The 12,318-nt window shown below is 72.0% G+C and carries 14 protein-coding genes; 8 read left to right on the top strand and 6 right to left on the bottom strand.

Annotated elements, in window-relative coordinates; all coding sequences use genetic code 11:
* Window positions 1-57 precede the first annotated feature (57 nt).
* The gene (locus tag ABZS69_RS47335) at window positions 58-423 is read left to right on the top strand and encodes a nuclear transport factor 2 family protein (protein ID WP_355385320.1); all 366 of its coding nucleotides are present in this window, start codon (window positions 58-60) and stop codon (window positions 421-423) included.
* Window positions 424-456: 33 nt separating this feature from the next.
* Here the strand turns inward: ABZS69_RS47335 and ABZS69_RS47330 are convergent, their stop codons facing one another.
* The 3 genes from ABZS69_RS47330 to ABZS69_RS47320 are packed head-to-tail and all read right to left on the bottom strand — an operon-like array spanning window position 457 to window position 3,890.
* Window positions 457-852, bottom strand: coding sequence for a DUF742 domain-containing protein (locus ABZS69_RS47330; RefSeq protein WP_355385317.1), 396 nt, complete (start codon window positions 850-852; stop codon window positions 457-459).
* Window positions 853-858: 6 nt separating this feature from the next.
* Window positions 859-1,257, bottom strand: a complete 399-nt coding sequence (locus ABZS69_RS47325) for a roadblock/LC7 domain-containing protein (protein WP_355385314.1) — start codon at window positions 1,255-1,257, stop codon at window positions 859-861.
* The gene (locus ABZS69_RS47320; RefSeq protein WP_355385311.1) at window positions 1,254-3,890 is read right to left on the bottom strand and encodes a nitrate- and nitrite sensing domain-containing protein; all 2,637 of its coding nucleotides are present in this window, start codon (window positions 3,888-3,890) and stop codon (window positions 1,254-1,256) included. Before ABZS69_RS47320 ends, ABZS69_RS47325 begins: the two co-directional genes overlap by 4 nt.
* A gap of 407 nt (window positions 3,891-4,297) precedes the next feature.
* On the opposite strand from ABZS69_RS47320, the gene ABZS69_RS47315 reads away from it, so the two are divergent.
* Window positions 4,298-5,290 carry an ABC transporter substrate-binding protein gene (locus ABZS69_RS47315; RefSeq protein WP_355385308.1) on the top strand — a complete coding sequence of 331 codons (993 nt, stop codon included), beginning with the start codon at window positions 4,298-4,300 and terminating at the stop codon, window positions 5,288-5,290.
* Here the strand turns inward: ABZS69_RS47315 and ABZS69_RS47310 are convergent.
* Both ABZS69_RS47310 and ABZS69_RS47305 read right to left on the bottom strand, forming a co-directional pair.
* The gene (locus ABZS69_RS47310; protein ID WP_355385305.1) at window positions 5,287-6,297 is read right to left on the bottom strand and encodes a nitrilase-related carbon-nitrogen hydrolase; all 1,011 of its coding nucleotides are present in this window, start codon (window positions 6,295-6,297) and stop codon (window positions 5,287-5,289) included. The genes ABZS69_RS47315 and ABZS69_RS47310 overlap by 4 nt on opposite strands.
* A complete protein-coding gene (locus ABZS69_RS47305) occupies window positions 6,294-7,277 on the bottom strand; it encodes a DUF1838 family protein (protein ID WP_355385302.1) in 984 nt (327 codons plus the stop codon). Before ABZS69_RS47305 ends, ABZS69_RS47310 begins: the two co-directional genes overlap by 4 nt.
* A gap of 118 nt (window positions 7,278-7,395) precedes the next feature.
* On the opposite strand from ABZS69_RS47305, the gene ABZS69_RS47300 reads away from it, so the two are divergent.
* From ABZS69_RS47300 to ABZS69_RS47285, 4 genes are read left to right on the top strand one after another with little or no spacing between them, the layout of a single operon-like run.
* Window positions 7,396-8,034: a TetR/AcrR family transcriptional regulator gene (locus tag ABZS69_RS47300; RefSeq protein WP_355385299.1), complete on the top strand. Its 639-nt coding sequence runs from the start codon at window positions 7,396-7,398 to the stop codon at window positions 8,032-8,034.
* Window positions 8,031-8,324 carry a DUF6204 family protein gene (locus ABZS69_RS47295; RefSeq protein ID WP_355385296.1) on the top strand — a complete coding sequence of 98 codons (294 nt, stop codon included), beginning with the start codon at window positions 8,031-8,033 and terminating at the stop codon, window positions 8,322-8,324. Before ABZS69_RS47300 ends, ABZS69_RS47295 begins: the two co-directional genes overlap by 4 nt.
* A gap of 36 nt (window positions 8,325-8,360) precedes the next feature.
* Window positions 8,361-8,918: a helix-turn-helix domain-containing protein gene (locus ABZS69_RS47290; RefSeq protein WP_355385427.1), complete on the top strand. Its 558-nt coding sequence runs from the start codon at window positions 8,361-8,363 to the stop codon at window positions 8,916-8,918.
* 44 nt (window positions 8,919-8,962) lie between these two features.
* Entirely contained in the window at window positions 8,963-9,490 is a 528-nt protein-coding gene (locus ABZS69_RS47285; RefSeq protein ID WP_355385293.1) for a GNAT family N-acetyltransferase, read from the top strand.
* Between the two features lie 134 nt (window positions 9,491-9,624).
* Here ABZS69_RS47285 and ABZS69_RS47280 read toward each other — a convergent pair whose 3' ends face one another.
* Window positions 9,625-10,473, bottom strand: coding sequence for a MurR/RpiR family transcriptional regulator (locus ABZS69_RS47280; protein WP_355385290.1), 849 nt, complete (start codon window positions 10,471-10,473; stop codon window positions 9,625-9,627).
* Between the two features lie 63 nt (window positions 10,474-10,536).
* Between ABZS69_RS47280 and thrC the strand changes: the two genes are divergently transcribed.
* Window positions 10,537-11,601 carry a threonine synthase gene (gene thrC / locus ABZS69_RS47275; RefSeq protein WP_355385287.1) on the top strand — a complete coding sequence of 355 codons (1,065 nt, stop codon included), beginning with the start codon at window positions 10,537-10,539 and terminating at the stop codon, window positions 11,599-11,601.
* Between the two features lie 103 nt (window positions 11,602-11,704).
* Window positions 11,705-12,313 (top strand): biotin transporter BioY, encoded by a 609-nt coding sequence (locus ABZS69_RS47270; protein WP_355385284.1) that lies wholly within the window; start codon window positions 11,705-11,707, stop codon window positions 12,311-12,313.
* Window positions 12,314-12,318 lie beyond the last annotated feature (5 nt).

The raw sequence follows: 12,318 nt of genomic DNA, 5'->3' as shown, positions 1-12,318 counted from the left end.
CTTCCATGAGAACCATCTGTTGGACTTCTGATGGCGTGGCCGGGCAGGCTGGGAGCCATGACGGAACACGAGAAGGCCATGCGGCCGGAGGACATCACCCGCCTGTTCGTCGAGCGGTCCAACGCCGGCGACGCGGCCGGGGTGGCGGCGCTGTACGAGGAGGACGCCGTGCTGGCCTACCCGCCCGGCGGCCAGACGGTGGGCCGGGAGGCGATCCGGGAGCTGTGGGAGAAGGTGCTGGCCGGGCGGCCGCGCTTCGAGCCCGAGCAGCCGCTGCCGACGCTGATCCACGGCGACATCGCGCTCACCTCCACCCCGCCGAGGGACGGGGCCGGTGCGCGGGCGCAGGTCGTACGCCGCCAGCCGGACGGGAGCTGGCTGCGCGTGATCGACCAGCCGGAGTTCGTCCCGCCCGCCCGCTGAGGGGGCTGAAAGTCCAGTCCGCGGAGGCCTGGCTCAGAGCCGTTGCAGCCCGCTGAGCACGCGTTCCAGCAGGCCGGCCTCCGGCCGCCCGCCGGTCAGGCGCGGGTGATACAGGTGCAGCAGCCCTTCAGCCGCCATGTCGGCGATCAGCACGCGGGCGACCCCGAGCGGGATCTCCAGCACCGCGGCCACCTCGGCCACCGAGCGCACCTGCCGGCACAGCTCGCTGATGGCGGCGTACTCGGGCGTGATCAGGGCGAAGGTGTGCGGCGGGGCGTCCGCGGAGCACACCAGGGCCTCCATCGCCAGCTTGATGCGCGGCGCGGTGCGCCCGCCGGTGACGGCGTAAGGCCGGACCGGCGAATCCGGGTCCTGCTCGTCGGGGTCGGGCGGCGGCCGCCAGCCGCTGCCGCCGCGCGGGTCGGTCATGCCCGCTCACCAGGTCTGCCGGGCGCGAAGTGCCGGGGTGAGCACCTGCCCGGCCCGGTCGGCCAGCAGCGTCATCTGGTACGCCACCACGCCCAGGTCGCAGTCGGGGGCGGCCAGCACGGCCAGGCAGGAGCCGTCGCTGATGGCCACGTTCAGCATGAGCCCGTGCTGCATCTCGATGGCGGTCTGGATGACCGGGCCGCCCTCGAACAGCGTGGCCGCGCCCTGCGTCAGGCTGGCCAGGCCCGAGGCGACGGCGGCCAGCTGCTCGGCGCGTTCAGGGGGGAAGCCGGCCGAGACGGCGAGGGGCAGTCCGTCGGAGGAGACGACCGCGGCGTGGGCGACGCCGGGCACGGACCGGGCGAAGTCGGTGATCAGCCAGTCGAGATTGCCGGTGCGGTTCATGGGCCTTCCTCGCGGGTCGTGCTCCCTGCATCGAAGGGAGGGGTAGCGAAAGGAGGGATGCTGCGCATGCAGATGTCGTCGCGGGCCGTTCGGAACCCCTGCTGGTAGCTGGCCATGCGGTCGCGGACCTGCTCGGGCGAGATCTGCGGGATGGGGGCGACGCCCTTGGGCACCGAGGGGCTCTCGGCGCTGCCGGGCACCAGGTTGGCCTTGGGCACGCGTTTGGGCAGGCCGGAGGCGGTGGTGCCGTCGTTGGCGGGGCTGGCGGCGGCCTCGGCCGCGCTCCACCCGGCGTCGGCCTGGAGAGAGCTCCAGGCGCCGTCGGCAGTGTCGTGGTTGAACCAGGCCGACTCCACCGCCGCGAAGATCGGCAGGTAGCCGTCGGGCGTGGGATCGACGCTCACCCCCATCGACAGGGGATCGGCTGGGGCAGCCGCGCCGCCGAAGGCCGGGTTCCCCGGGACCGGGCCGGGTCCGCCGCGCAGGAGATCGAAGCGCGCCCTGGCCCCGGGCGTGTCGAACAGGCCCGGCCAGATGGAGGGCGCCGACCGGCCGTTCGAGGGCTCGTCGGTCGCGGGATCGGTGGCGAACGACGGCCAGTTGGCCGCGCTCGGCTCCATGCTCGGCTCCAGGGCCGGCGAGTACGGCCGCGGCGGCGGGACCACGGGCGGGGGATTGGTGGCCCAGGAGTCGGAGATCTCGAAGGGCCGCCCGAAGGAGGCCGCCACCCCAGCCGTCGGCTGGGCGGGCTCCTGCAGCAGCGCCTCCGGCAGGAACACCGTCGCGGTCAGGCCCTTGGAGTCGTTGAGGTGCAGCTGCACCCGGATGCCGTGGCGGTGGGCCAGGCGGGCGACCACGAACAGCCCCATGCGGCGCGAGACCGACACGTCCACCGTGGGCACGCGGGACAGGCGCTCGTTGGCCTGCGCGAGCTCGTCGGGGACCATGCCGATGCCGCTGTCGGAGATGGACAGCACGGCGCCGCCGCCCTCGATGGCGGCGGCCGTGACGACGACGGACGTGGTCTGCGGCGAGAACGACAGCGCGTTCTCCACCAGTTCGGCCAGCAGGTGGATGATGTCGTTGACCGCCTGCCCGGAGACGGCGCTGCGGGTGGCGACCCGGGGGGTGACCCGCTCGTAGTTCTCCACCTCCGACAGGCAGGCGCGTACGACGTCGGCCACGCTGACCGGCTTGTTCCAGCGTCTGGGAGGCTCCTGGCCGGCCAGGAGCAGCAGGTTCTCGTTGTTGCGCCGCATGCGCGTGGCCAGGTGGTCGAGCGTGAACAGGCTGGACAGCCGCTGCTCGTCCTGTTCGCCCCGCTCCAGCCCGTCGATGAGCTTGATCTGCCGCTGCACCAGGGTCTGGCTCCGCCTGGACAGGCTGACGAACATGGCGTTGACGTTGGTACGCAGCCTGGACTCCTCGCCGGCCAGCCGGACGGCCTCGCGGTGGACCTCGTCGAAGGCCCGCGCGACCTCGCCGACCTCGTCCAGGGAGTCGACCCCGATGGGCGGGATGGCCATGGTGACCTCGTCGCCGGTGTCGCGCAGCGAGCGCACGGTTCGGGGCAGGCGTACCCCGGCGATGTGTAGGGCCTCGGTGCGCAGCCGGCGCAGCGGCCTGACCAGCGACTGGGCCATGATGGCGGTGACCATCAGCACCGCGAGCAGCAGCAGGAGGCTGTAGGTGGCGGCCAGCAGGGCGTCGCGGCGCGCGGAGTCCTGCAGCGTGCGGCTCTGCACGTTGATCGACTCGCCGAGCCGCCGCTGGACGGTCCACATGCCGTCCACGGTGCCGCTGATCGCCTCGAACCAGCGCTCGGCGTCGTCCCCGCGCTCCGGGTCGAGATCGATCCGGCGGCCCTCGGTGACCTGGGCCAGCGCGCGCAGCCTGATCACCTCGGCGCGGTCGACCAGGGTGCCGGTGACGGTGTCGTCGTAGGTCTGCAGCTGGTCCAGCGTGGCCACCGACCTGAACACGGCGATCTCGCTCTCCTGCTGGGCGCGCGCGGCCATGAAGCGTTCGAGCTCGCCGCTCTGGAACCGGCCCGCGGAGGCCACCGCGGCGAGCAGGCCGCGCTGCTGCGAGGCGGCGTCGTGCGCCTTGGACAGGGCCGCCAGCGCGCGGACGCTGTTGCCCAGGGCCTCCTGGTCGCCGCCCTGGGCGATCTGGTCGTGGAACTGCTGGAAGGCGCTGATGATCTGGGAGTACTTGGTCAGCGCGGGCAGCGCGAGCAGCTGGGTCGACTGCACGATGCCGCGGGTGGCGGGGATCTCCGGCAGGCGGCTGATCATCTGCTGGGTGATGGTCCAGGCGATCTCGCCGTGGTCGGAACCGATCACCTGGGCCTTCGCGCGGACGGCGGCGACCGCCTCGTCCACGGGGCCGAACTGGCGGCGCAGCGGCTCCGCGCGCGCGGCCGAACGGCCGGCGGCCACGAAGTAGACCGCGAGGTCGCGCTCGCGGGCGAGCTGGTGGGTCAGCTCGACGACGGCGTCACCGAGCTCGGCCTTCTCCAGGACCCGCTGGTACTGGCTCGCCGCGGCCCACGAGGTGATCACCTGCTGGGCGCCGAGCACGACGCCCACCCCGGTGGGGATGAGGATCAGGGCCACGAGGCGGGCCCGCACCCGCCAGTCCCGCAGCCGCAGCCCTCGCTGCTGCCGCCTGTGAGGGTGGGTTAATCGGGGGCGACGGCCGCGCGCGGTCGGTTGCTTCGTCACTGGCTCCCCACTCTGTCGCCTGAACGCACGCCGGCATGCGAGGCGCGTGATGCGCGCCCTGAGACGAAGAGCAATTTGAGCACACACCGACGAGGTAGGCCAACCTTACAAAGACCGTGACTTCCATTGGAATGGTTGATTGACCTGGAATCCCTCCTCTCTGCCCAAGATTGCCAGAAATAGGACACTTTTGGACAACCCGTAATGATCCGTCGAGTCATGACTTATAACTTTTTATGGCAATTGTCGCAAGCCCTGCTGTACGATCACCGGCGGCCTTTCGGTTGCCTGGACTCGCCAAGGAGAAACCCTCGATGGAATCCGGTTCTGCTTTTCGCGCGACCCTGGCGTTACTGGTCGCCGTCGCCCTCGCCGGGTGCGGCGGCGGCAGCCGCCCCGCCGCGAACGCGGGCGTGCCGGGCGACCTGGAGAAGACCGCGCTGACCATCGGTGTCAGCCCCACTCCCTCCTCGGCTCCGGTGTTCATCGCCGACCGCAAGGGCTTCTTCAAGGCCGAGGGCCTGACCGTCAAGACGGAGATCATCCAGGCCCCGCAGGCGGTCATGCCGAAGATCCTCAACGGCAGCATCGACATATTCAAGGGCAGCTACGTCTCCCTGATCAACATCCAGGACAGCGGCGCGGCCAAATTGAAGATCCTTTCAGACACTTTGCAGGGCGCGCCCGGCATCGCCGGCGTCGTCGTACGCAAGGACTCCCCGCTGCAGACCCCCAAAGACCTCATGGGTAAGACGATCGCGGTCAACTCCCTGAACAACCTGGGCACCATGTCCATGAGCGCCCATTTGAAGGCGCATGAAGTAACGCCGAAACAGGTGAAGTTCGTCGCCATCGATTTCCAGGCGCAGCTGGGCGCGCTGACGAGCGGGAAGGTGGACGCGGCCTGGATGGTGGAGCCGTTCCTGTCGGCCGCCCAGCAGGCCGGCGCCCGGCTGCTGCTCGACACCAACACCGGCCCGACCGACGCTCTGCCGATCGACGGCTGGGCCGGCACGGCGGACTGGGTGAGCAGGCACCCGAAGACGACCGCCGCCTTCCAGCGCGCGGTCGCCAAGGCCCAGCGCCTGGCCGCCACCAACCGCGCCGAGCTGGCCGAGGTCGTCCCGCTCTACACGCAGACGCCCAAGCAGGCGGTGATGACCATGGCGATGGGCACCTTCCCGACCTCCCTGAACCCCAGGCGGATCCAGCGGGTGGCCGACCTGATGTACGAGTTCGGCTACCTGAAGTCCAAGGTGGACGTGGCCTCCATGATCGTCGCCGACCCCGTTCCGCAGCCCGGTTAGTCGCCGGGGCCGTACAGGCGCTCGATCGCCTCGGCCTGCCTGGCGGCGAACCAGGCGCGATCACGCGCGCCCTGCGACAGCCCGCCGGGCCGCTCGCCGTCGTGCCTGGCGTACTCCTCGGCCCACAGCCCGGTCTTCACCCGGCTCGGCAGGTTGCCCATGCCGGGCCGGCGACGCAGCCGGCGCAGCGCGCCCACGTCCAGCTCGGCGGCGGCCACCAGCGACTCCCCGGCGCCCGACCGGGCCAGCACGCGCCCCTGGTGGTCGAGCACCTCCGAGCCGCCGTTGGTGGAGTCGCCGGGGATCGGGATGCCCCGCAGGCCGCCGCTGTTGGCCGAGACCACGTAGGCGAGGTTCTCGGCGGCCCTGGCGCGGCGGGCGATCGCCTTCGGCGTCAGCTCCGGCGAGGAGGCCTCGGAGGTGGGGTGGCAGAAGACCTCGGCGCCGCGCAGGGCCAGCGCGCGGGCCAGCTCGGGCATGAGGATCTCCTCCGAGGCCAGCACCGCCAGGTTGCCGATCTCGGTGCGGGCCACCGGCAGCACCCCGTCGATGCCGTAGATCTCCAGGTAGCGCTCCCACACGTCGTACGGGCTCGGCGTGAACATCGAGTGCAGCCTGCGGTACCGCAGGACCGGCGCGCCCTGCGGGGAGAAGATGACCGACGCCTGGAAGTACAGCTCGGGGAAGTGCTCGTCACGTTCGTAGGCGTTCACGCACAGGTAGACCTCGTGCCGGGCGGCGATCGCGGCCAGCGCCTCGTATTCCGGGCCGCCGGGGTCGAGCGCGGCCTTGTCGCGCCACTCGGCGAAGCTCTCGCGCATCGGGAAGCCGGTCAGGACGTATTCGGGCAGCACCACCAGCCGCAGGTCGCGGCCGAGCCACGCCTTGCTGCCGCCGACCTGCTCGGCGACCCGCCCGATGGCGGCACGGATGGCGGCCCTCGGGTCGGCGGCGGCGTTGACGGCCCTGGTCTCCAGCTGGAGTGCCAGGGCCGTGTAGGCGGTCATGAGCGTCCGTTGGCCGCGCACCAGGCCGACCAGGTGGTGGCACCCTTGCCGAGCTGCTTGTTGTAGAAGGAGGTCCAGGAGTTCTCGCTGGCGCCGGGCGCGGTGGGGGCGGCCTTGTAGAGCGGGTGGTTGGCCTCGACCTCGGCGCGCAGCCACGGCTCGATCTCGCCGTAGGAGTTCAGCGACCAGCTGCGGGCGTGGTAGGTGAGCTGGCCGCGTACGTCGCTCTCGGCCAGGCACATGAACGGCGCCCACGGGCTCGTACGCGCCCAGCTGATCTTCGTCTTCATGGCCCCGGCGGGGACGTCGCCCGGCTCGGTCCTGGCCGCCGCCTCGCGCTCGTCCACGGAGAAGTCGAACATCTCCTGGGCCGCGTACACGCCGCCCACCAGGCCGAACCGCTCGCCGAGGGTGGTGCCGAAGTCCGCGCGCACGGGGATGTCACTGGTCCACACGTTCTCATCATGCATCTGACGCACCGGCGGGCCCACGTAGGAGGGGGTGATGTTGAACGGGCCGAAGTTCACGGTGTCGTTGTTGATGGGGATGACCGGATAGGTCTTCTGGTCGACGGGGTTCGTCCATTCCCGCAGGATCCGCGTGGGGTCGGCGGGGTCGGTGTAGAAGACGATCTCGCGGGAGAGCTGGTAGAGCTGCGTCGTGTCCGGCACCCGGTACAGGCGCCTGATGTTGTAGCCCTCGATGTTGAACAGTTTCTGGCCGTGCCGCATCGCCGGGTCGAGGCTGTTGCCTTCGATGTTGGCGTACACGCTGCCCGAGATCCGGAAGACCATGTCCTTGCCGTCGGGACGGCCGAAGGTCTGGAGCGAGAGCAGGCCGCTGCGATCGGTGACCGTCTTGTAGACCGGTCCCGGAGAGGTCGGATCGGCGTTCTTGTCGTCGGCCGCCGCCCCCGGAGCGGTCACGCTCAAGAAGAGGGCGGCGAGGGCTAAAGCCCGGATGAAAGGGCGCTTGACCATGGGTCCACTCCGAACACGAAGGCGATTGAGCGAGCCCAATGTGATCATGTCACGCTCCACACTGTCCATCGCGGGCAGAAAACTGCAATGGACTCCAAATTTGGAGTAGACTCCAAGCATGATGGAGGGGCTCCGGGAGCGGAAGAAGCGGCAGACCCGGCGGCGCATCAGCGACGTGGCCATCGGCCTGTTCGTGGAGCGCGGCTTCGAGCACGTCACGATCGCCGAGGTCGCGGCGGCCGCCGAGGTGTCGGTGAACACCGTCTACAACTACTTCCCGGCCAAGGAGGACCTCGTCCTGCCGCCGGAGGAGGCCTCGCCGCACCGGCTGGCCGACATCGTGCGGGAGCGCCCGCCCGGCCGTTCGGCGGCCGGGGCGGTGCTGGAGCGGCTGCGCGAGGAGGTGCGCGGGCGCGAGCGCCGGGTGGGGCTGACGGAGGGGTTCGGGCGGGTGCTGGAGATGATGCGGGCCGCGCCCACGCTGGCCGCCCGGCTCGACGAGCTCGGCCGTCAGATGACCGACGAGCTGGCCGCCGTGCTGGCCGAGGAGACCGGGGCGGCCGAGGGCGATCCACTGCCGCGCGTGGTGGCCTGGCACATCGGGTGCCTGCACGCGCTGGTCTACGCCGAGATCGGCCGGCGGACGGTTTCGGGCGAGCCGCCCGTCGCCGTCGCCGCCGCCGTGCTGGAGCTGATGGATGTCGCAGAGGGGCTGCTGGGCGAGCGGGTCCTCGCCTATGCCGTACGAAAGGGATGACCGTGTTCAGGGTGACGATCAGGGGCAAGTTCAAGGAGCTCGACGACGCCGGGCGGGCCGCCGTGCTGGCCGCGAGCGGCGCCGCGTACACCGAGGCCGGGACCTTCACCCATGACGCGGGCGTCACGGCGTTCACCTTCCGCTGCCAGGTGCCGGCCGATCCGGACGACGGCGAGGACGAGGCGGCGCTGGGGGCGATGGCCGCGCTGGAGGCGCACGGGCATCCGCACGAGATCCTGAAGCTCGCGGTGACGGACATGCGCGACATCAAGGTGCGGCGTCGCCGCTGATCCCATATCTGGGATACATTCCCTCATGTGAGACAGATGGAGGAGGTCGAGGTCCGGCTCGCCGGGCGGCTCGCGGAGTTGCGCGTCGAGCGGGGCTGGTCGCTGGAGGAGCTGGCGAGCCGGTCGGGGGTCAGCCGCTCGACGCTGTCGCGGCTGGAGCGGGGGGAGATCAGCCCGACCGCGGCCCTGCTGGGCAAGCTGTGCACCGTATACGGGCGTCCGATGTCGCGGCTGCTGGCCGAGGTGGAGTCCGAGCCGCCGCAGCTCGTACGGGCGGGCGCGCAGGCGGTGTTCCGGGATGACGAGTCCGGGTTCGTCCGGCGCTCGGTGTCGCCGCCGCAGCCCGGCATGCGGGGCGAGGTCGTGGAGGGCCGGCTGCGGCCCGGGGCGGACATCTCGTACGACGAGCCGCCGGTGCCCGGGCTCGAACAGCACATCTGGGTGCTGGAGGGGGCCGTGGAGATCACCGCCAACGGCCACGCGCACACCGTGGAGGCGGGCGACTGCCTGCGCTTCCGCCTGTGGGGGCCCTCCCGTTTCCGCTGCCCCGGCCCCGGCCCGGTCCGGTACGCCCTCCTGGTCGTCCTCCCGTGACGCGCGCGCCTGAAGGACCTCAGCCGAAGGAGACGAGGAATCCCATGCCCGCCATCGAGCGCCTGACCGCCGAGGACTTCGACGCCGCCGTCAAGGCGCTGGCCGGGCTGCTGGTCGACGCCGTGGACGGCGGCGCGTCGGTGGGATTTGTCGTGCCGTTCGGCCAGGAGGAGGCCGCCGCGTGGTGGCGGGCCCAGGCTCCGGCGGTGGCCGACGGCAGCCTCATGGTGTGGGTGTGCCGCGACGACGGCGCCCTCACCGGCACCATCGGCCTGGCCATGGCGCGCAAGCCGAACGCCCGCCACCGCGCCGAGATCGTCAAGCTGATGGTCCACCGCGACGCCCGGGGCCGGGGCCTGTCCCGCGCCCTGCTGGCCGCCGCCGAGCGGGCCGCCCTCGCCGCCGGGGCGGACCTGCTGCTCCTGGACACCGAGACCGGCAGCACCGCCGAGCACGTCTACCTCACCGGCGGCTGGACCCGCTACGGCATCGTCCCCGGCTACGCCGGCTCCCCGGACGGCACCCTCCAGGACTGCAGCTTCTTCTACAAGCGCCTCACGGCCTCCGATTGAGCGCGGTTCGGTCACTTCGATCGCACTGCTCCGGGCGGGGACGGAGCTGACGGGGTTCGCGGTGTCGGCGGGGGCGGCTGTGACGGAGAACGTCCGCAACCCGGAGAGCGCCGCCACCGACTCGGGGGGCGACCTCAGAGCGTCTGGGTGAGCGCGTCGAGGTCGGCCAGCCGCTCGGCGGGCGACAGGCGGGCGGCCGTGGCGACGAGCAGCAGCTCGGTGACCGCGATCTCGTGGGTGAGCGGCGCGATCGGCCCGGCGGCCTCGCGCGGCAGCCTGATCAGCACCTCCGCCTCGGCGGCCAGCGGCGACTCCCACGCGTCGGTGACCAGCACCAGCCGCGCGCCCCGGGTGCGCGCGGCTTGGGCGAAGCGGGCGGTGCCGGAGGAGTAGCGCCGGAAGTCGTACGCCACCACCACGTCGGCCCCCTTCAGATCGAGCACCGTGCGCGCCCGGGCCTGCGTGGAGTCGGGCACCCGGTGCGCGCCGGGACGCAGGCTGGCCAGCTGGCGGATCAGATATTCGGCGGCCAGCTCGCTCAGCGGCCCGCCCAGCGCCCACACGGTCCTGGCCTCGGCGAGCAGGGCCGCCGCGGCGTCGAGCAGCGGGTCCGTGGCGGCGGCGAGCGTGCCGTCCAGCCCCGCGCGCAGGTCCTCGGCGGCCTGCCGCAGCTCGGGGCTCCCGGTGGCGACAGGGGCGTCGGGGGAGTCGGGCGACCGGGTGACGAACTCCAGCAGCCGTGACCGGTCCCGTGCCCCGTCACGCACCGCGGCCTGGAAGTCGGCGAACCCGCCGTACCCCAGCCGATCGAACAGCCGCGACGCCGTCGGCGGGCTGACCCCCGCGCGCTCGGCCAGCGCCCGCAGCGAGCCCAGCGCCGCGAACGGATAGTCGTCGAGCAGCACGCGCACGATCGCCCGCTCCCCGGGCGGCAGCTCGGGATAGGCGGCGCTGAGGCGGTCGGCCACCGGATCGTTCTCCACAATGACAAATGTTACATCAGCCCAGTTTCCTCTTGTTCGCGAAACGAATGTTACGGTCGTGGCATGAGAACCTGGCATGGTCTGATCGACAGCGACTACCGGCGCTGGCTGCCGGTCACCGCCGACACCCCGTCCGTCTCGCTCAGCGAGGGCAACACCCCGCTCCTGCGCTCGGCGCACCTGTCGGAGCTCACCGGCTGCGAGGTCTGGTTGAAGGTCGAGGGCGCCAACCCGACGGGCTCGTTCAAGGACCGCGGGATGACGGTGGCGATCAGCAGGGCGGCCGAGGCCGGGGCGCAGGCCGTCATCTGCGCCTCCACCGGCAACACCAGCGCCTCCGCCGCCGCCTACGCCGCCCGCGCCGGGGTGACGGCCGCCGTGCTGGTCCCCAAGGGCCGGATCGCGCTCGGCAAGCTCAGCCAGGCCGTCCGCTACGGTGCCGAGATCGTCGAGGTCGACGGCAACTTCGACGACTGCCTGCGCGTGGCCCGCGAGCTGGCCGCCCACCACCCCATCGCCCTGGTCAACTCGGTCGGCAACGAGCTGCGCCTGGCCGGGCAGCGCACGGTCGCCTACGAGATCGTGGACGCCCTCGGCGACGCGCCCGACGTGCACTGCCTGCCGGTCGGCAACGGCGGCAACATCACCGCCACCTGGGGCGGCTACCGCAACTACCACGGCGCCGGGCTGGCCGGTCGGCTGCCGCGTATGTGGGGCTTCCAGGCGGCCGGAGCGGCGCCGCTCGTCCACGGCGCTCCCGTGGCGGCGCCGCGGACGGAGGCCACCGCGATCAGCGTGGGCAACCCGGCCACCTGGGAGGGCGCGGTGAGCGCCCGCGACGAGTCCGGCGGGCTGATCGAGGCGGTGACCGACGAGCAGATCTTCGCCGCGTACCGGCTGCTGGCCCGCCGCGACGGCGTCTTCGCCGAGCCCGCCTCGGCGGCCGGGGTCGCGGGCCTGCTCGACCGGCACGCGCGGGGCCTGCTGGAGCCGGGCCTGCGGATCGTGATCACGCTCAGCGGCAACGGCCTGAAGGACCTGGACGCCTCCCTGCGCGGCGGCTACACCTCGACGGAGACCTCCTCGTCCGCCTCCGACGTGGCCCGGGCCCTGGGCCTGGCGGCCTGACCGGAGTCGTGGAAGGGGTATCGATCGCTCGCAGAGGAACGCACGGAAAGTTGTGGGATCCCTCCATGCCTGGAGTGCGCGGTCTTGGTGTGGGATCGTCCCCATGATGGATGCATCGAAGCAGCGCAGGTTCCCCACGGGCGACCTGGCGCGGGTGGCCGTGTTCGCGGCGCTGATCGCGGTGCTGGGCGTGCCCGGCTCGCTGAACCTCTTCGGCAACGCGGTCCCGATCACGCTCCAGACGCTCGGCGTGATGCTGGCGGGGGCCATTCTCGGCACGTGGCGGGCCGCGCTGGCCGTGGTGGTGCTGCTCGTGCTGGTCGCCGCCGGCCTGCCGCTGCTGGCGGGCGGGCGCGGCGGGCTGGGCGTGTTCGCCATGCCGTCGGCCGGATACCTGATCGGCTGGATCCCCGGCGCCGCGGTGACCGGCTGGCTGGTCGAGCGCGCGGGCCGCAACCCGGGGATCTTCCCGCTGATGGTGGCGTGCCTGGTGGGCGGGGTCGGCGTGATCTACCTGTTCGGCATCCCCGTCCAGTCGCTCGTCACGGGGGTGTCCCTGGGGGCGACGGCGCTGTCCAGCCTCGTCTTCCTGCCCGGCGACCTGATCAAGGTGGTGCTGGCGTCCGTCGTGGCCAGGGGCACGCAGCGGGCCTACCCGGACGCGGTCCCGGCCGTGCACCGCGAACGGCTGCGCTCCGGCGGGGGGCGTTGACCGCT

It is taken from the genome of Nonomuraea sp. NPDC005650 (assembly GCF_040605375.1).
GTDB lineage: Bacteria > Actinomycetota > Actinomycetes > Streptosporangiales > Streptosporangiaceae > Nonomuraea.
The sequence above is the reverse complement of the archived record's forward strand: the minus strand, read 5'-3'. Positions and strand labels throughout refer to the sequence as shown.